The following is an 18,810-nucleotide window of genomic DNA, read 5'->3' as shown; positions in this document are numbered from 1 at the left end:
ACAATCCAACGCTTTTGTCATGCCGGCAACTTGCGGGGCATGTTCGCCGCGTTATGAAAAGAGCGACGCACATGACGCGTCGTTTTCTGTGGGGGACCTTTCATGAAATTTCTGCGCCTGGCGCCAATCACCATGCTGGCTGCCGCCCTGTCGGCTGCGCCTGCCTCGTCGGAACCCGTCGACATGTCGACCATCTCCTGCGCGCAACTGATGAGCATGAAGGCCGACGAGGTGTCCTTCATCCTGACCTGGGTCGCGGGCTACACCGCAGGCACCGAGGAAGAGCTTTCCATGGACCCCGACGTGCTCGGCAAGACAGTGGGCGATACCGTCACCTATTGCCAGGAAAACGCCGAAATGAGCGTGCTCAACGCCATCAAGGAAGTTTCGGGCACCTGATCCCGGTCCGGGCGTGAGCCGCCCGAAAAATCCTGCGGCGCGCGTCCGTCACGCGCCCTTGGATCGCGCGCTCAGCCGACGATAATTTGCCTTCACCGCCTTGCCGGCAGGCTTCAGCGCGGCGTGCAGCGCCTGTTCGGCCGCGACGCCGTTCAGCATGGACGGCGTCCTGCCGGACAGCAGTTCCGGCCAGAAGCGCATGGCCGCGCCCGCAACGGACACCTGGGCCGCGGCCATGCCTTGTGCCATCGCCATGCCCTTTTCGCTCACGGCCCGCATGGTCTCCATCCCGCCGGCGCCGGCGTTGGCCTCGCTGGCAAGCAGTGGCATCCGCATCCACATCACCATCGGCGCCAGCATCAGGTTGGACGCCACTTCGGCGGCATTGCGGAGATTTCCCGCGCGGTGTCTTGCCATGATGGAACATCCCTCGAAAAGGTTCGGAATCGATCGCTAAACATATGGACAGACAGCGGAAAATCGAACGTCCGCTCAATCGTGCGGCTGGAATTGCACATCGACCGGAGGACGCAACGCATTGGCCAGCCGATTGGTTTCATTGGCCATGCCAACCACCGAAAGCACTTCCATGAACTGCTCTTCCGTCATGCCCTTGGCGCGCGCGCCGGCCGTGTGCGAATAGGTGCAGTATTCGCACCCATTGGTGGCCGATACCGCGATGTAGATCAGTTCCTTGGTCAGCGGGTCGAGCGCGCCGGGCGCCATCACCTGCCTAATCGAGTCCCAGGTGCGCTTCAGCAGCGCCGGATCATGCGCCAGCACCTTCCAGAAATTGTTGATCCAGTCGGATTTTCGCGTTTCCATGATGTCGTCGTAGACGGCGCGCACCTCGGCGCCGGCCATCTCGTATTCCACCAACGTCACCAGCGCCTTGCCAGCCATTCGCATTTCTCCGTGTAGAGATCTTGCGGGGCGGAGCCGACGCTCCGCCCCGTGAGGTTTCAATCCTGTTTCGCGGTTACGCCGCTTTGCGCAAATCCGCCAGCGCCAGATCCAGCGCCTTGGCGATCCGGTCGCCTGCCATGTCGACTGTCTCGCGCGTCCACATGATCGGCGGCGACAGGATCATCGTGTCGCCGGTCGCTCGCATCATCATGCCTTGCGCGATGGCGTGGTCGCGAATGGTGACCGCGGCGCTGCCGGCTGGAAGAAAACGCTCGCAAGTCGCCTTGTCCTTGACGATCTCGATCGCGCCCATCAGGCCGACGCTGCGCACCTCGCCGACCAGCGGATTACCCGCCACTCGCTCCTTCAGCATCTTCGCGAAATACGGCCCGGTGTCGTCGCGCACCCGCTCGACCAGCCCTTCCCGCTCGATGATCTCGAGATTGGCGAGCCCGACCGCGCAGGCCACCGGGTGCCCGGAATAGGTATAGCCGTGGTGGAACTCGCCGCCCTTCTCCTCCAGCACACCGGCAATGCGGTCGCCGACCAGCAGCGCCGACAGCGGCTGGTAGCCGGAGGTCAGCGCCTTGGCGGTGGTGATGGTGTCCGGCTCGATGCCAAAAGTCTCGGCGGCGAACCAGTTGCCGGTGCGCCCGTAGCCGGTGATCACCTCGTCGAGCATCAGCAGCACGTCGTATTTGCGGCAGATGCGCTGCACCTCCGGCCAGTAGCTCGCCGGCGGTATCTTCACGCCGCCTGCGCCCATCACCGGCTCGCCGATAAAGGCCGCGACCTTGTCGGCGCCGGCTTCGAGGATGGCGTCCTCGACGGCCTTGGCCGCGCGCAGGCCGAAATCGTGATCGCTCTCGCCGGGCAGCGCCAGTTCGAAGGCGTAGGGCATCATGACATGCACGATGTTCGGCACCGCGCCGCCGAGTTGCCCGTGCATCAGATCCATGCCGCCCAGCGACGTGCCGGCGATGGTCGAACCGTGATAAGCGTTCTTGCGCGAGATGATGCGGTTTTTCTCGGGCTTGCCCTCCAGCGCCCAATAGTGGCGCACCAGCCTCAGCGCCGTGTCGTTGGACTCCGAGCCGGACGAGCCGAAGAACACCTGATTGACGCCCTTTGGCGCAAGTTCGGCGATCTTCTTCGCCAACAGGATCGGCGTCGGCGTCGAGCAGCGGAAGAAGGCGTTGTAGTAGGGTAGCTCCTTCATCTGCTTGTAGGCAGCTTCCGCCAGTTCGTCGCGGCCGTAGCCGACATTGACGCACCACAGGCCGGCCATGCCGTCCAAAATCTCGTTGCCTTCCGAATCGTAGATGAACGGCCCGTCAGCGCGCACGATCATGCGGCTGCCGGCGGCGCGCAGTTCCTTGTGGTCGGTGAACGGATGCAGATGGTGCGCGGCATCGATCTGCTGCAACTGCTTCAGCGAATAGTTCTGGTAAGTCATTGGTTTTAGCCTCATGTCTTGATTCTATCCGGCAAAAGTCGGGACGAATTCAGCGACGCGAGGCCGGCGGCGAATAGCCGATGCGGGCGCAGAGGCGGAGCAACTCGGCATGGATGGTCCGGCTCGACGGGGTCGAGATGTGACCATCGCTGCGATGCCGGTTGCGGAGCATGGCGGAACTTTAGTCGACCTTCCGGCAAACGTTCAAGCCCAGCGCCGATGCGTAGAGCGATAGAGCGCCAGCGCCACCAGAAGGCCGGTCAGGCCAGCAATGACGATCGGCAGGCCGGAGGGCCCGATCGCCTGCATTAGCGCGCCGGCGCTAGGCGGGCCGACGATGCCGCCGACGCCCCAAAGCAGCGCGAAGGCGGCGTTGCCGGCCACCAGGGCCGAGCCCCTGAAGCGGTTGCCGAGTTCTACCAGCGCCATCGTGTAGACGCCGTAACCGACACCGCCCATGACCACAAGAAGCGGCCAGATGAATGGCGTGAGGATCAACGGGCCGAGCAGCAACGCGCAGGTTCCGGTGGCCACCGCGCAGAAGATGATCATGAAGCGCGCGCCGACTTTCTCGGCTGCGAGGCCGAGTGGGATCTGCAGCACGATGTTGCCCATCGACAGGGCGGTAATCAACGCGGCCAGCGTCGCCGCCGCCAATCCGAACGAACTGCCGAACACCGGCATCAGCGAATAGGTGCTTTGCTGTACCGCGGCCGAGACGAGCACGGCCGTGAGCAGCGCCGGCGCGGTGCGCACGAAAAAGAAAAACCCGCCGGATACTTCTCCGTCCTTCTCGAAGCCTGTCAGCGACGAGGACACGAGGCCGAGGATCACCGCGCAGCAGGCGAAGCCTGCAATCCCGATCAGGAACGGCGGCCAGCCGTCGGTGCCGACGAAGGTCAGCGTCAGCGGCCCGACGGCGTAACCCGCACCCATGAGGGAATTGAAGACGCCCATGACGCGGCCGCGTTGCGCGGGCGGCGCCAGCGCCAGCGCCCAGACTTCGCCAAGCACATAGAGCGGATTGATGACGAAACCGATCAGGAAGCGGATCGCGAACCAGGCGAACCCGTTCTGCAGCGCGCCGATGGCGATGAAGCACAGCGCCCCGGCGATGGCGCAACCGACGGCAAGGTTTCGAGCGCCGAAGAGCCTGACCGCGCTCGGCACCAGCGATGCGGACAGGATCAACCCAAGCGGCATCATCGCGGCCGAGATCCCGATGAGCGCCGGCGACATTCCTTGCCGCTGCATCAGGATCGTGAACAGCGGATAGCTCAGCCCTTGCGCGGCGCCGAACACGGCGAGCGCCGCCGTGACGCCGGCAAGTGCCCCCCATCTTGGCGAAGCGCCCGCTTCGGCCTCAGCGACGGGCTCGTTCATCCGGCCATGCTCCGCCGCGACGACAGGCTAACAATCACCCCCACCGCCAGCGCGCCGCAGAGCAGTGCCAGCGCCAGCGGCAGCCCCTCCATGCCGATCAGGTCCATCACCGTGCCGGCAAACGGTGGCCCGGCTATGCCGCCGGTTCCCCAGGCGAGCGCAAAGGCAGCGTTGCCGGTCATCAGCATCGCGCCGGAGAATTTTTCGCCGAGTTGGATCAGGCCCATCGTGTAGATGCCGAAGGCGAAGGCGCCCCAGACGAAGGCCACCGGCCAGATCAGCAGCGTGGAGAGCAGCATTGGCAACAGCGCGCAACCGGCCGCCGCAGACAACGCGCAGAGCAACATGACACGCGGCGCGCCGAACCGCTCGGCCAGGGCGCCGAGCGGGATCTGCAAGGCGACGTTGCCGGCGATGAACACCGCGAGCAGCGCGGATATCCTTTGTTCAGAACTGCCGTATGCCTCGCCATAGACGGAAAACAGCGCCAGCAGCGCCTGCTCGAAGGCCGCCGCGGTGAACACCGCGAAAAGCAGCAGCGGCGCGACCAGTACGAAGCCGGCGACCGACGTCGGCTGCTTCTCGTCCTGCATTTCGGGCATGCGCGGCAGCACCGCAATCAGGATCGCACCACACAGCACGAAAGCCGCGATGCCGACGAGGAAAGGCGGCCAGCCCTCGGTGCCGACCAGCGCCAGCGTCAGAGGCCCGATGGCAAAACCCGCCGAGACGATCGAGGCATAGATGCCCATCAACCGGCCGCGCCTGGCGGGTGGCGCCATGGCAATCATCCAGGTCTCGCTGATCACGTAGAGCGGGTTGGCGGCGAAGCCGAGCAGGAAACGCAGCGGAAACCACGTCCACACGTCCTGCCAGGTAGCGATGGCGACCAGCAGCAAGGCAGCGAACGCCGCGCAAGCCAGCGCCAGCCGGGCCGCGCCGAACCGCCGCGACAGGGCGGGAATGAAGAAGGAGGAGACGATGAAGCCGAGCGGCGTCATCGCCGCGGACACGCCGATCATCGCCGGAGACAGGCCTTGCCGCTGCAGGATGAAGCTGAGCAGCGGATAGGAGAGCCCCTGGCTGATCGCGAACACCGCCACCGTCGCGATGATGCCGGCGATGGCGGCGACGGGCATCACGGAGGATTCGGTCGTCGGCGGATTTTCTGCCGTCATGGGTCGGGGTTAAGCTCCAGCGGCAAAGGAGCCGGCTGCTTGCCACGGCGAGCCGCAAAGCACACTGCGGCAGGCAGACGATTTCGACCTGCCAGGAGCCGGCGGAGGGGGAGTAGGGGAGTAGGGGAGTAGGGGAGTAGGGGAGTAGGGGAGTAGGGGAGTAGGGGAGTAGGGGAAGGTCGCGAACCTGCATTGAAGTCAACAGACCTAGCGGACGGCCCCGTTGCGCAAATCCGATGGCGCTCGCGGGCAGAACTCTGGGAGCGGCTATCCCTACTGCCCTACTGCCCTACTGCCCTACTGCCCTACTGCCCTACTGCCCTACTGCCCTACTGCCCTACTGCCCTACTCCCCTACTGCCCTACTGCCCTACTCCCCTACTGCCTTAATCCCACCTCCCCATCCTGAACCGTCCGATATCATGCCGCGTCTCGCCGACCGTCGCGAGGTCGGCGACGATCTCTCCGACCACGCTGGCGAATTTGAAGCCGTGGCCGGAACAGGGCGAGGCGACGACGATGCGCGGGTCGTCCGGCAGGCGGTCGATGACGAAATCCTCGTCAGGCGTCATCGTGTAGATGCAGGTCTTCATCGCCTTGAGGCGTCCCGCTCCATCCGGCAGGTAGCGTTCCAGGAACCGCCGCGTCCGCGCCTCGTCCTCAGGGCCGGCATCCTGGCGCGCCTCGTCGGCTGTCGTCAACCGGCCGCTGCCGAAATGCGAGGCGCATTTGAAGCCGAGGCCGGCGAAATCCGGAAAGCCGTAGACGAGGTCGTCCTCGCCCTCGACGGCGAACACGGAAAGCGCCCCGAGCGCGAACAGGTCCGGCCGCCTAGGCTCGTACCAGGTGAGCACCATGCGGTTCAGGAACAGCTTCGGCTTGAGTTCCGGCACGAGTTCCGCGATCCACGGTCCGGCCGCGATGACGACCGAACCCGCCTCGATGGCGCGGTCGGCGAGCACCACGCGCACGCCCTGCCCGTGCGGCTCGACCGCCATAACCCTGGTGTCCGCAAGGACCGTCGCGCCGGTCTCCTTCGCAAGACCGAGATGCAGGGCGTTGGCGAGGTCCGGCCGCACAAAACCGCCCTGCGGCTGGAACATGGCCGAGTAGTTTTCCGGCAGCCGGATGGCGGGAAAGCGGCGCGCGACTTCGGCTGGATCGAGCAGTTCGTAGTCGAGGCCGTGCAGCCGGCAGGCTTCGAGCGAACCCTGGACCAGCATGCCACCCGGCTTGCCCGCCTCCAGAATGCCGGTGACGGTCAGCACCATCTCGCCGGTCAGGTTTTCCAGTTCCCGCCAGTTCTCATAGGCGCGGCGCACCAGCGGCACATAGGATGGGTGCTCGAAATACCCCAACCGGATCGCCCGCGATTCGCCATGCGAAGAGCCGCGATCGTGGCCGGGCCGGAACTGCTCGATGCCGATGGCCCGCACGCCGCGCCGCGCGAGGTGGAACAGCGCCGCGCTGCCCATGGCGCCAAGCCCGATGACGGCAACGTCGTACGTGCCTGCTGCTGGTCCCTGCGTCATGTCGCTTCCCTCGCCCAACGGGTCGCCGCCTCCGCAATGGCGGCTTTGTGACCGGTCCATTATGCCGCTCGAATAGCATGAGTGAGGACCAGCATGAACGCAGCCGTCCAGCCAGCGGAGCCGGCCGTGGCCACCGAACGCACCCGTCGCGGCGGGCGAGCGGGAAGCCGCGCCCGGGGTTCGGCCACGTTCGAGCAGCCGCCGTTCCGGCAGCTCAAGATTCCGTTCCAGCCGACAAAACTGATCTCCGACGACGAACTGGAATCCATCCACCTCGCCTCGCTGCGCGTGCTGAAGGAGATCGGCGTCGACGTGCTGCATGAGGGCGCGCGCAAGATCATGAAGGAGCACGGCGCCGACGTGCGTGAAGGCTCGGACCGCGTGCGTTTCGACGCCGCCATGATCCTCGAGCTGGTCGCGCACGCCCCGTCCGAATTCACCATCCACGCGCGCAATCCCGCGCATAATGTTCGCTTCGGCGGCAACAACCTCGTGCTGTCGCAGATGGCCTCGGCGCCCAACTGCTCGGACCTCGACGGCGGCCGCCGCCCCGGAAACCAGCGCGACTTCCGCAATTTCCTGCGGTTGGCGCAGATGCACAATATATTGAACACCACCGGCGGCTATCCGGTCGAGCCGATCGACATCCACCCGTCGGTGCGCCACCTCGAATGCATCCGCGATCTCGCGACGCTGACCGACAAGGTCTTTCACATCTATTCGCTGGGCAAGGAGCGCAACGTCGACGGCATCGAGATCACCCGCATCGCCCGCGGCATCAGCCACGAGCAGTTGCTGGAGGAGCCGTCGGTCTACACCATCATCAACACCAACTCGCCGCTAAAACTCGACGTGCCGATGATGGAGGGCATCATCCAGATGTCGTCCGCCGGCCAGGTGGTCATCGTCACGCCGTTCACGCTGTCGGGCGCCATGGCGCCGGTCACCATCGCCGGCGCGCTGGTGCAGCAGAACGCCGAGGCGCTGGCCGGCATCGCCTTCACCCAGATGGTCAGGAAGGGTGCGCCGGTGGGTTATGGCGGCTTCACCTCCAATGTCGACATGAAGTCGGGCGCGCCGGCCTTCGGCACGCCAGAATATATGAAGGCGCAACTGGTCGGCGGGCAACTGGCGCGGCGTTACAAGATCCCCTACCGCACCTCCAACACCTGCGCCGCCAACACGGTCGACGCGCAGGCGGCCTATGAAAGCGTGTTCTCGCTGTGGGGGGCGATCCAAGCGGGCGCAAACTTCATGCTGCACGGCGCCGGCTGGCTGGAGGGCGGGCTTCGCTGCTCCTACGAGAAGACCATTCTCGACATCGACCTGTTGCAGATGGTGGCCGAATTCCTGACGCCGCTCGATCTCTCCGACGATGCGCTCGGCTTCGACGCCATCCAGTCCGTAGGCCCAGGCGGCCATTTCTTCGGCACCCAGCACACGCAGGACCGCTACAAGACCGCCTTCTACTCGCCGATCATCTCCGACTGGCGCAATTTCGAGACCTGGGCGGAAGCGGGTTCTCCGACCGCGATGGAAAAAGCCAACCGCGTCTGGAAGGAGCGGCTGGCGAGCTACGAGGAACCGTGGATGGACCCCTCCATCCGCGAGGAACTCGACGCCTTCGTCGACAAGCGCCGCGCCGAAGGCGGCGCGCCGACGGATTTTTGATCGATAAATGACGGTGTTCCTTCACTCGCCTTGACCCGCTGATTAAGAGACAGTTGCTCTGCGGCGTATTTGATTCACTCTCCCAACGCACGGACCTAACTATATGAAATCCCACGTTAAAGCGGTTGTCATCGGCGGCGGTGTCGTCGGCTGCTCGGTGCTTTATCACCTCGCCCGAGCCGGTTGGACCGACATCATGCTGATCGAGCGCTCGGAACTCACCTCCGGCTCGTCCTGGCATGCGGCCGGCGGCTTCCACACGCTGAACGGCGACCCCAACGTCGCCAAGCTGCAGGCCTATACGGTGCAGCTCTACAAGGAACTTGAGGAAATTTCCGGCCAGTCCTGCTCGCTGCATCTGACCGGCGGCGTGATGATGGCCGACACGCCGGAACGCATGGACTTCCTGCGGCTGGCGCACGCAAAAGGCCGCTATCTCGGCATGGACACAGAACTGATCACGCCGTCCGAGGCCAAGGCGATGTTCCCGCTGATGGACGAGACGAATTTCGTCGGCGCCATGTGGGACCCGGTCGAGGGCCATCTCGACCCCTCCGGCACGACCATCGCCTATTCCAAGGCGGCGAAGAAGCTGGGCGCCGAGATCGTGCTGCGCAATCCGGTCAAGGAATTGACGCAGCAGCCGGACGGCACTTGGAACGTCATCACCGAACAAGGCGTCGTGCATGCCGAGCATGTCGTCAATTGCGGCGGCCTGTGGGCACGCGAGATCGGCCGCATGGTCGGCGTCGAACTGCCGGTGCTGGCCATGGAGCATATGTACCTGCTTACCGAGCCCATGCCGGAGGTCGAGGCGTTCAACAGGGACACCGGCCGCGAGATGGTCGGCGTGCTCGACTTCAAGGGCGAGATCTACACCCGCCAGGAACGCAACGGCATCCTGCTCGGCACTTATGAAAAGGCCTGCAAGCCGTGGTCCCCGGTCAACACGCCCTGGGATTTCGGCCACGAGCTGCTGCCGCCCGACCTCGACCGCATCGCGCCGTCGCTGGAGATCGGCTTCAAGCATTTCCCGGGCATCGAGAAGGCCGGCATCAAGCAGATCATCAATGGTCCCTTCACCTTTGCGCCGGACGGCAACCCGCTGGTCGGCCCGGTGCAGGGCCTGACCAATTTCTGGGTGGCCTGCGGCGTTATGGCCGGGTTTTCCCAAGGCGGCGGCGTCGGGCTGGCGCTGTCCAACTGGATGGTCAATGGCGATCCCGGCTTCGACGTGTGGGGCATGGACGTGGCGCGCTGGGGCGAGTGGGCGAGCCTGCGCTACACCAACGCAAAGGTGCGCGAAAACTATTCGCGCCGTTTCTCGATCCGCTTCCCCAATGAAGAGCTTCCGGCCGCAAGGCCGGCACAAACAACGCCGCTCTACGACATCATGGTGGCGCAGAATGCGGCCATGGGTGATTCCTGGGGCCTGGAGACCCCGCTGTGGTTTGCGCCGAAGGGAACGGAACCGAAGGACATCGTGTCCTTCCACCGCTCCAACGATTTCGAGCATATCGGCAACGAAGTACGCGCCGTGCGCGACAGCGTCGGCGTGACCGAGATCGCCAACTTTGCCAAATATGAAGTCAGCGGAAGCGGTTCCGAGGATTTCTTGAACCGGCTGATGACCAACCGCATGCCGAAGAAGGGCCGCATCGTGCTGACGCCGATGCTCAACGAATTCGGAAAACTGATCGGCGACTTCACCATCGCTCGCGCTGGCGAAGAGCGTTTCATGATCTTCGGCTCGTCGGCTGCGCAGAAATACCATATGCGCTGGTTCGAGAAGCATTTGCCGAAGGACGGCAGCGTAAAAATCCACCGCTTCGACCAGACGCTCGTCGGCCTCTCCATCGCCGGCCCGAAGGCGCAGGCGCTGCTGCAGAAACTGGTCGACGAAGACGTTTCGACCAAGGCGTTCAAGTTCATGGATTTCCGCGAGATGGCGGTCGGCGGCGCGCCGGCAATGGTCAACCGCGTCACCTATACGGGCGATTTAGGTTACGAGATATGGATGCAGCCGGCCTACCAGCGGCTGGTCTATGCGGCGATCAAAGCTGCCGGCCAGGAATTCGGCATCGTCGATTTCGGCATGCGCGCTTTGCTCTCCATGCGTCTGGAAAAGAATTTTCCGACCTGGTTCCGCGAGCTTCGTCCGATCTACGGCCCGTTCGAGGGAGCGATGGACCGTTTCATCCGCCTCGAAAAGAACGACTTCATCGGCCGCGACGCAGCGGCGAAGGAAAAGGAGGAGGGACCGAAACTCAGACGCGTCTCGCTGATCGTCGACGCACTCGACGCCGACGTGATGGGCGACGAGCCGATCTGGGCGAAGGTCAACGGCAAGGATTTCGGCACCGTCGGCAAGACCCACGATTTCGGCGCCCCGCGCTTCGATGCGGCCGGCAAGCCTGTTCGCGGCTCGACTGCGGCAACCGGCGCATCCGCCGTGCGCGGCATCCATGACGGCGAATGGTCGGTGGTCGGCTGGGTGACGTCGGGCGGCTTCGCGCATTTCGTCGAAAAGTCGCTGGCGCAGGGTTATGTGCCTGCTGAACTCGCCGACGACGAGAGCGAAGGGATGTTCGAGGTCGAGATTCTCGGCCACCGCCGGCCCGCACGCATTAACCGCGAGCCGCTATTCGACCCGGCGGGCGAGAAGATGCGCGGGTAGCACTTTACCCTCCCCCTTGTGGGGAGGGTCGGACGGCAAAGCCGGCCGGGGTGAGGGTAGAATGATTTTCGTGCGGCTTCAAAAGACCCCCACCCCGCCCTGCGGGCGACCCTCCCCACAAGGGGGAGGGTAAAGTGCGCCATCGAAAAATCGCGCCGTTCCTGCCCAGTGAAGAGGCGTCGGTTCGCGCCGCCGCCCGCCAAAAGGCTGCATCGCTGAACCAGCATGTGCTCGGCTATGGCGCTGTCGCCCAAGCCGAATGGGCGGCGGCAAATATTCCCGCCCCCGACTTGCCCGCTATGCGAAAATACCGGCTGGAGTGCATCCGCGCCGAGTTGAAGCGCCGCGACTATGCCGGCATCCTGCTCTACGATCCGGTCAACATCCGCTACGCGACCGACAGCACCAACATGCAACTCTGGGTCGCGCATAACCCGACCCGCCACTGCTTCGTCGCGGCGGAAGGCCCGGTGGTGCTGTTCGACTATTTCTCCTGCGAGCATCTTTCCGACCATTCCGGCGTGGTCGATGAGGTGCGGCCGGCCGTCTCGTGGATGTATTTGTACGGCGGCGAGCTAAGCGGCGAGCGGGTAAAACGCTGGGCGGGGCCGATCGCTGATCTCGTCAAGACCCATGGCGGCGGCAATGTGCGTCTCGCCGTCGATCATTTGAATCCGGAAGGCGTCGCCGAGCTCTCGCGCCTCGGCGTCTCCGTCCACAATGGTGAAGCCGTCATGGAAGAGGCCAGGCTGATCAAGTCGCCGGACGAAATTCTTGCCATGCGCCGCGCCATCGTCGCCTGCGAGGCGGCAATGGTTGAGATGCAGGCGGCGCTAAGGCCGGGTATTTCCGAAAACGAGCTCTGGGCCGAACTGCATCGCGGCAACATCGCGCGGGGCGGCGAGTGGATCGAAACGCGGCTGCTATCCTCAGGGCCGCGAACGAACCCCTGGTTCCAGGAGTGTTCGGCGCGAAAGATCGAGGCGGGCGAACTCGTCGCTTTCGACACGGACCTCATCGGCCCGTACGGTTTCTGCGCCGACCTGTCACGCACATGGCTATGCGGTGACGGCGCGCCGAGCGATGAACAGCGCGACCTGCATTCCATCGCCCTCGACCAGATCGCCCACAACATAGCGCTGGTGCGCCCGGGCATTTCCTTCCGGGCGCTGGTCGAGCAATCCGCTGTTCCGCCGGAAGACTGCTATCCGGCGCGTTACGGGGTGCTTTATCATGGCGTCGGGCTGGCGGACGAATATCCGACCTTGCCGCATGCCTCCGACTGGGCGGCGGACACGCCCGACGGCGTGCTTGAGCCCGGCATGGTGGTTTGCGTGGAGAGTTATATCGGGCGCCTTGGCGGCCATGAGGGCGTCAAGATCGAGGAACAGGTGCTGGTGACCGAAACCGGCGGCGAGACGTTGTCGCGTTATCCGCTGTCGCTTACCGCGTAGTGCCGGCGAGCCGGTCGAAGCGGCGCGAGCGTGTATCGGTTTCGCGTCTGCGCTTCTCGGTGTCGACCCGCACCGGGCATTGGTCGTTCTCTTCCGTATCGGCATAAAGCTCGCCCACTGCCTCGCGCAACTCGCTGCGTTCGGCCGGCGTCAGTTTTCGTTGCTTGATCAATGCATAGGCCATGGCGGCTGCCAGGAGCACGGGACCGGCGATGGTGAGCAACATCCAAGAGGTGGAATCGAGCATGGCACGCTCCTGTCGAAAGTGAGCCCTGTGCCGTAACGCGGCAGGCCGGCCACCGTTCCCTCGAATAATATCGGTGCTCCCTTCCACAACGCACCCGCCCTCTTCGAGTGCAAAAGCATCTGTCGGCTCTTATCCGGGACGCGTCCCGATAAACAGCACCATTTCCAGGCCATGAGGCCGGAGCAAGGTTCGCGTCAGAGCGGCCAGCGCGTGACGGGCGAGCCGAGCGCGGCGATGTAGGGCAAGCCTTTTCGCCTTGCCGTCCAGCCAACGACACGGACGTCCTTTGCTGCCGGCTCGAAGCGCCGCGCCAGCGCCCAGCTCCGGCAATCGATGGCGGCCACATCCGCCCTGCCCTCGGCCACGGCGACGATCGAGCTTCGATGCCCACCGCTCTCGATGCGCTCGGAGAAGATATCGAGGGATTCACCCATCGCCGTCAGATCACGCGTCAAGGCAATGATGCCGGACATGGAGTCGTCGCTGTTGAAAGCTAGGCGCCGGCCGCGAATGAGATCGAGCGGAATGAGCGGCCGGCCGTCCAAAGGACTTGCAATATGCCCCTCATCCCCGACTCGCATCACGATCGCGCTCGAATAGAACTCGCCCTCGCCGCCCTCAAATTCTGAATAATCCGGCTGGCCGATAACACGCACGTCACGCGCCACGCCGAGTTCCAGTGGGCCCCAGCAGGCCTGTCCGAACAGCAGCTTCGGGTGCCGCCACACAGTTGGGAAGTCGAGTTCGTCGGGCGGCAGCGTCGCCGGGTCCGGTGCGATTACCGCGCCCGCCGCATTGCGGATACCGCCGGGCACGGCCGGCATGTCGCCGTTGCGGCGGACAAGCCTTTCGGGCGCATCGAAACCCGCCGCAACCAGCCGCGCGCGGATCGCCGCCCATTCAACGTCGACCTCGGCGCAGACTTCCGGCCAGTCATACATCGGCAGCGCGGCAATGAAGTCGCTCATGGGGCAAATCACGCAGGGATATTTGTGCAGATCAGAAGGCAGCGCTCCGCCACGGCCCTTGATGCGCGGTGGAGTGCCTACGAATTAAGAAGGAAAGACCGCGAAGTCAAAGCCGCCATACGGCGCGGCTGCCTACTCCTTCGGCGGCTCGGCGGGCACGGGCACTGAACCCATGCCGTTCAGCGAATGGCCGCGCACACGCGGCTTGAAGGCGCGGCCCATCTCCGGCGCGCGGCGCAGCGCCGGGTGCACCACCGGCTCCTTGGCACGGAATCCGTAGCTCTTCAACAGCGCTAGATAGTTCGGGAACACATAGCCGTGGTTCATCGCCAGCCACTCGTCACGCCGGGCGCGAAACATTTCCGGCAATTTGTACCAGGCGACGGTCGGGTTCTTGTGGTGCACAAGATGCAGGTTGTTGTTGAGGAACAGGAAGGAGAAGGGCGAGCGCTCGACGATGATGGTGCGCCCGTCAGGCCGCTCGGACCACTGGTGCTCGGCGAAAGTTCTGACCGAGATGATCGACTGGCCGAGCCAGACGGCGAGGAGATAGGCCCAGAGCGGAATGCCGAAGCCGATGAGCACGACCGGAACCACGATCGCCAGCCCCAGCCCATGCAGCAGCCAGGCCTCGCGGACGGCGCGGTCGCCGGCAAAAATCGCCCGCATGTCGTTGAGGAAGAAGCCGACGCTGCCGAGCAGCGGGTTGAGCAGCATGCGGCCGAGCATGGTGTTGTTGACCGCGAGCACATGTTTCATCGGTTGGGGCAGCGTCTCGTGCTGCCATAGCGACTGGTAGTAGCTTTCCGGGTCGTCGAACGGATCGGTCAGGCTTTCGTCTGCATGGTGACGCAGATGGATGGACCGGAATCGCCGGTACGGCCAGACCAGTCCGATCGGCAGGCCGACCAGCAGTTCGTTGACCCAGGCTTTTCGCGTCGGATGGCCATGGCAGGCCTCGTGCATCAGCGAGGATTGCAGCGCAAGCACGAAGCCGAGCGCCACGATCGCGATGACGGGATAGGCCGGCCAGACGATGCTGCCGAGCAGCGCCCAGGCGCCGTATGTCGCGATGATCAGGAGAGCGGTCGGCCACTCCAGTGACCGAACCGTCTTTCCCCTACGCCCATAAGTTTTCATTCTATCGACCACTGCCCCCAGTCGCCGGAACCCAAATCGATTCCTGACAGTATGGTGTCAGGAGTTTTCGCGACCTTCAACGCGACAATGCGCAGAAAATGTTGTGATTGCGCATGTTCAGCCTCAAATGTTATGGAAAGTAAACAAACTGCGGATTCAAATACCTCCCAGATAGCCAAATCCACGCGCCTGGGGGTACGTCATTCTCTGTCGGGAGGCGATGTGGACAAGCGCGATCTTTCAAGCCTGTTTCGCGAGCGTTTGCGAACGCTCCTGCAAAGATATGCCGGGAATCAATCGGCTTTCGCGGCTTCCATCGGCATAGACCGCTCGGCCCTGTCGCAGATGCTGTCGGAAGCCTCGACCCGCCTGCCCCGCGCCGAAACGCTGCTCACCATCGCCGCCGAGCACAAGGTGTCGCTCGACTGGCTGATGGGCCTCAGCCATGACGAGGGGCTGACCGGAGAGATCCGCGAGAGTTTCGAGATCGAGGAAGGGTCCGGCAATTTCGACGACACCTTGCTCGCCAGTTGGCATGCGGAAGCCGTCGGCACGAAGATCCGTTACGTACCGGCCGGCATTCCGGACCTGCTGCGCACCGAGGCGCTGATTGATTACGAGGCAGAGATTTCCAACCGCAGCCGCGAGGCCCAGGCCGGCGAAACCCGCTACCGCATCGACTACAACCGCCGGCCCGAGACCGACATGGAGGTCTGCATGCCGCGCCACACGCTGGAGATTTTTGCACGCGGGCTGGGCGTCTGGAGCGGCTTTCCGGAGGAAGCCCGCCGCGAGCAGCTACGCCACATGGCGGCGCTGCTCGACGAACTCTACCCGACCTTCCGCTTGTTCCTTTATGACGGGCGCATGCGCTATTCCGTGCCCTACACGATCTTCGGGCCGTATCGCGTGGCGGTCTATGTCGGCGACATGTATCTGGTGTTGAACGCCACCTCAGCGGTGCGCACCTTGACCCGGCATTTCGACAATCTGATCCGCTCAGCCGAGATCAACCCGCACGAGGCGGCGGGATTTGCGCAAAGACTGGCGGATATGCCGTTCCGAAGGTGAGTGATTTTGCCTGTTTGCGGGCCACGGAAGATCATTGACCAGACATAAAGACTTCTTTATATGTTTATCCAGCCAATCCCGAGAGAAAAGCCCTTCCATGACCAACCCGATCGACGCCCTGCTTGCCGAAAAGGGCATCCTGCTTGCCGACGGCGCGACCGGGACGAACCTGTTCAACATGGGGCTAGCGTCGGGCGAGGCGCCGGAACTGTGGAACGAGACGGCGCCGGAGAAGATTTCCGCGCTGCACCGCAATTTCGTCGAGGCGGGCGCCGATATCATCCTCACCAACTCCTTCGGCGGCACCCGCCACCGGCTGAAGCTACATGATGCGCAGGATCGCGTCCACGAGTTGAACAGGAAGGCCGCCGAGATCGCCCGCGCCGTAGCAGACGCCGCCGGCCGCAAGGTAGTCGTCGCCGGTTCTGTCGGCCCGACCGGCGAGCTTCTGCAGCCGCTCGGCGCGATGACCTATGACGAGGCCGTCGCGGCGTTCAAAGAACAGATCCACGGCCTGAAGGCCGGCGGCGCCGAAATCGCCTGGATCGAGACCATGTCGGCGCCCGACGAGGCGAAAGCGGCAGCGGAAGCCGCGATCGCCGTCGGCCTGCCCTACACCTACACCTTCTCCTTCGACACCGCCGGCCGCTCGATGATGGGCCTTGCGCCGAAGCATATTCACAGCGTGGCCGACGGGCTGGTCGAGCCGGCGGTCGCCTGCGGCGCCAATTGCGGCGTCGGCGCTTCCGACATTCTTGCTTCGCTGCTCGACATGACCGAGGCGAACCCGGACGCCACGATCATCGTCAAGGGCAATTGCGGCATTCCGGAGTTCCGCGGCACCGACATCCACTATTCCGGTACGCCGGAACTGATGTCGGACTATGTGCGGCTTGCGGTCGACGCCGGCGCAAAGATCATCGGCGGCTGCTGCGGCACCTCGTTCGAGCACCTCGCCGCCATGCGCAGATCGCTCGACGCACACCAGCGCCAAAACCGTCCGACGGTGGCAACGATCGTCGAACGCATCGGCCCGCTGCGCAACAAGACCGCCGACCAGAGCGGCAACACCGGCGAGACCAGCGAAGCCCGCCGCGAACGCCGCCGCCGCGCCTGACCTCTATTCCGCTTCGGCCTGTCGTTCGGACAGGCCGCTCAGCACCTGGAAATAGTGCTCTTCGCGCTCTTCCAGCCATTCATGGCCGCGCGGCCAGGCGCCGGGATCGGTCACCGCCAACGGGTGGTTGCTGAGATAGCAGCACCCTTCCCACCCGCGCAGGCTGGCGCCAAGCGCCAGACCGAGGCCGGGCTCATAGGCCGACAGCCGGTTCACCGTTGTTGCCCAGCGTTCGCCGCGCTGACCACGAACGAACAGGCCGACGCTGCGGTTGGTCAGATAGAGCGAGATGACCAGATCGTCGGCGACATGGCGCCAGCGCGAATAGAGGCTGCCGTATTTGACCGGACAGTTTTCGCGGCGGGTGATGTAGGCATTCCAGAACGTCTTGATCTCCACCGCAGAGAGCGAGCGGAGGCCGCGCGCGAAATCCCATTCGTCGAGGCCGTTGTCTTTCATCACTATCCCGCTTTGCCGTCGGTACCGCCGCCGACCCTGCGGCACCAGGGGACAGTTTACTTTCTTTCCGTAGAAAGGCACGGCCGCTTCCAGGTTCGCGCGGGCGGAAAAAAGTAAACTGTCCCCGGCACTTGACTACAGATCCTCGATGTCGCGGCGCGCCTTCTTGAGGATATCGCGGGCTTTCCGGGCCTGTTCCGGCGTGAACTCGCCGCGCCGCATCCGCACGAACACCGCCTTGGCGACCCCCCTCACCTCGTCGCCGAGCGAGATTTCCCCGCCCTCGGCCGAGACCTCGTCGATCTGCGCGTTGATGCGTGCAAGCTCTTCCGCGTTCTCTTCCAGATAGGCTTTTCCCTGCTCGGTGATCGAGTAGAGCCGCTTGTTGCCATTGGCCTGCGAGGCGACGAGATCGGCCTCCTCCAGCATCTGCAGCATCGGATAGATCGCGCCGGGGCTCGGGCTGTAGGCGCCCTGGAATTTCGCCTCCAGCGCCTTGATGATGTCGTAGCCGTGGCGTGGTTCTTCCGCGATCAGGCCGAGCACGACGAGGCGCAGTGCGCCGGGGTCGAACATGCGAGGGCCGCGCCCGCCGAACGGGCCGCCGCGATGGCGGCCGAACGGCCCGCCCATGCCACCGCCGCGCCGGCCGCCGAAGCGCCCGCTGCCCTCGCCACCCGCCATGGACCAGCCGCCGCAATGATCATGCGACCTGCGAAAATGGTTGAACATTCGGAATTCTCCTTTGTCAGTTATATCTTTCATGAGACATATCTATGCAAAGATATATCTTTCGACAAGGGCGAATTTTGACGTCTTGGCTGCATGACGAAAAAGGCCGGCGGAGAAGCCCATCTCCGCCGGCCTGCCTCACCCGCCCAGAAAGCCGGCTCCCCTGCCACGATCCCCGTCCGAAGGGAGCCGGATATTGCCGCCGCCATTTTGACCACGCGCCGAGGCAATGGCGCGAAGATGCAGGGAACCGTCCTTAAGCCCACCCTTGGACGGCGCCTCGCGGCGTCGGCAATCCGAGGGCCCGGAACGCCGGGCCTCAATCTGCTTTCGATGGTGAGACGCTGCCCAATGCCGCTTCCTTGGGCGTCGTCCAAGAATTCGGCGATTTCCTGCAACACATGCGCGTGATCGGGGCGTG

17 protein-coding genes are annotated in these 18,810 nt (G+C 64.3%); 6 read left to right on the top strand and 11 right to left on the bottom strand.

Annotated elements, in window-relative coordinates; genetic code table 11:
* Positions 1–102: 102 nt before the first annotated feature.
* The gene (locus ACSBOB_RS16115; protein WP_442583390.1) at positions 103–399 is read left to right on the top strand and encodes an HdeA/HdeB family chaperone; all 297 of its coding nucleotides are present in this window, start codon (positions 103–105) and stop codon (positions 397–399) included.
* Between the two features lie 48 nt (positions 400–447).
* Here the strand turns inward: ACSBOB_RS16115 and ACSBOB_RS16110 are convergent, their stop codons facing one another.
* From ACSBOB_RS16110 to solA, 6 genes are all read right to left on the bottom strand, one after another.
* Positions 448–816 carry a hypothetical protein gene (locus ACSBOB_RS16110; RefSeq protein WP_442583389.1) on the bottom strand — a complete coding sequence of 123 codons (369 nt, stop codon included), beginning with the start codon at positions 814–816 and terminating at the stop codon, positions 448–450.
* Between the two features lie 75 nt (positions 817–891).
* On the bottom strand, positions 892–1,302 hold the full coding sequence (locus ACSBOB_RS16105; protein WP_442583388.1) for a carboxymuconolactone decarboxylase family protein: 411 nt from the start codon (positions 1,300–1,302) through the stop codon (positions 892–894).
* Between the two features lie 76 nt (positions 1,303–1,378).
* Positions 1,379–2,761, bottom strand: coding sequence for an aspartate aminotransferase family protein (locus tag ACSBOB_RS16100; protein WP_442583387.1), 1,383 nt, complete (start codon positions 2,759–2,761; stop codon positions 1,379–1,381).
* Positions 2,762–2,965: 204 nt separating this feature from the next.
* The gene (locus ACSBOB_RS16095) at positions 2,966–4,144 is read right to left on the bottom strand and encodes an MFS transporter (protein WP_442583386.1); all 1,179 of its coding nucleotides are present in this window, start codon (positions 4,142–4,144) and stop codon (positions 2,966–2,968) included.
* A complete protein-coding gene (locus tag ACSBOB_RS16090; protein WP_442583385.1) occupies positions 4,141–5,322 on the bottom strand; it encodes an MFS transporter in 1,182 nt (393 codons plus the stop codon). The genes ACSBOB_RS16095 and ACSBOB_RS16090 overlap by 4 nt, the downstream gene beginning before the upstream one ends.
* Before the next feature lie 385 nt (positions 5,323–5,707).
* Positions 5,708–6,853 carry an N-methyl-L-tryptophan oxidase gene (solA, locus tag ACSBOB_RS16085; protein WP_442583384.1) on the bottom strand — a complete coding sequence of 382 codons (1,146 nt, stop codon included), beginning with the start codon at positions 6,851–6,853 and terminating at the stop codon, positions 5,708–5,710.
* Positions 6,854–6,946: 93 nt separating this feature from the next.
* Between solA and ACSBOB_RS16080 the strand changes: the two genes are divergently transcribed.
* The 3 genes from ACSBOB_RS16080 (at position 6,947) to ACSBOB_RS16070 (ending at position 12,655) form a co-directional block, all read left to right on the top strand.
* The gene (locus ACSBOB_RS16080) at positions 6,947–8,524 is read left to right on the top strand and encodes a trimethylamine methyltransferase family protein (protein ID WP_442583383.1); all 1,578 of its coding nucleotides are present in this window, start codon (positions 6,947–6,949) and stop codon (positions 8,522–8,524) included.
* Between the two features lie 103 nt (positions 8,525–8,627).
* A complete protein-coding gene (locus tag ACSBOB_RS16075) occupies positions 8,628–11,201 on the top strand; it encodes a GcvT family protein (RefSeq protein ID WP_442583382.1) in 2,574 nt (857 codons plus the stop codon).
* A 134-nt stretch (positions 11,202–11,335) separates the two neighbouring features.
* Positions 11,336–12,655: a M24 family metallopeptidase gene (locus ACSBOB_RS16070; protein ID WP_442583381.1), complete on the top strand. Its 1,320-nt coding sequence runs from the start codon at positions 11,336–11,338 to the stop codon at positions 12,653–12,655.
* Here the strand turns inward: ACSBOB_RS16070 and ACSBOB_RS16065 are convergent.
* The 3 genes from ACSBOB_RS16065 to ACSBOB_RS16055 form a co-directional block, all read right to left on the bottom strand.
* Positions 12,645–12,902: a hypothetical protein gene (locus ACSBOB_RS16065; protein WP_442583380.1), complete on the bottom strand. Its 258-nt coding sequence runs from the start codon at positions 12,900–12,902 to the stop codon at positions 12,645–12,647. The genes ACSBOB_RS16070 and ACSBOB_RS16065 overlap by 11 nt on opposite strands.
* A 194-nt stretch (positions 12,903–13,096) precedes the next feature.
* Entirely contained in the window at positions 13,097–13,870 is a 774-nt protein-coding gene (locus ACSBOB_RS16060; RefSeq protein WP_442583379.1) for a phosphate/phosphite/phosphonate ABC transporter substrate-binding protein, read from the bottom strand.
* Positions 13,871–14,002: 132 nt separating this feature from the next.
* Entirely contained in the window at positions 14,003–15,010 is a 1,008-nt protein-coding gene (locus ACSBOB_RS16055; protein WP_442583378.1) for a fatty acid desaturase, read from the bottom strand.
* Positions 15,011–15,232: 222 nt separating this feature from the next.
* Between ACSBOB_RS16055 and ACSBOB_RS16050 the strand changes: the two genes are divergently transcribed.
* Together ACSBOB_RS16050 and bmt are read left to right on the top strand one after the other, a co-directional pair.
* A complete protein-coding gene (locus ACSBOB_RS16050) occupies positions 15,233–16,081 on the top strand; it encodes a helix-turn-helix domain-containing protein (RefSeq protein WP_442583377.1) in 849 nt (282 codons plus the stop codon).
* Between the two features lie 97 nt (positions 16,082–16,178).
* On the top strand, positions 16,179–17,198 hold the full coding sequence (bmt, locus tag ACSBOB_RS16045; RefSeq protein WP_442583376.1) for a betaine--homocysteine S-methyltransferase: 1,020 nt from the start codon (positions 16,179–16,181) through the stop codon (positions 17,196–17,198).
* 3 nt (positions 17,199–17,201) lie between these two features.
* Here bmt and ACSBOB_RS16040 read toward each other — a convergent pair whose 3' ends face one another.
* Positions 17,202–17,657, bottom strand: coding sequence for a hypothetical protein (locus ACSBOB_RS16040; RefSeq protein WP_442583375.1), 456 nt, complete (start codon positions 17,655–17,657; stop codon positions 17,202–17,204).
* Positions 17,658–17,792: 135 nt separating this feature from the next.
* Positions 17,793–18,389 (bottom strand): PadR family transcriptional regulator, encoded by a 597-nt coding sequence (locus ACSBOB_RS16035; protein ID WP_442583374.1) that lies wholly within the window; start codon positions 18,387–18,389, stop codon positions 17,793–17,795.
* Positions 18,390–18,810: the final 421 nt, after the last annotated feature.

This window comes from Mesorhizobium sp. KACC 23794 (assembly GCF_052180275.1).
Taxonomy (GTDB): domain Bacteria; phylum Pseudomonadota; class Alphaproteobacteria; order Rhizobiales; family Rhizobiaceae; genus Kumtagia.
Note: the sequence above shows the minus strand (reverse complement) of the source record. Positions and strands in the feature narration are given on the sequence as shown.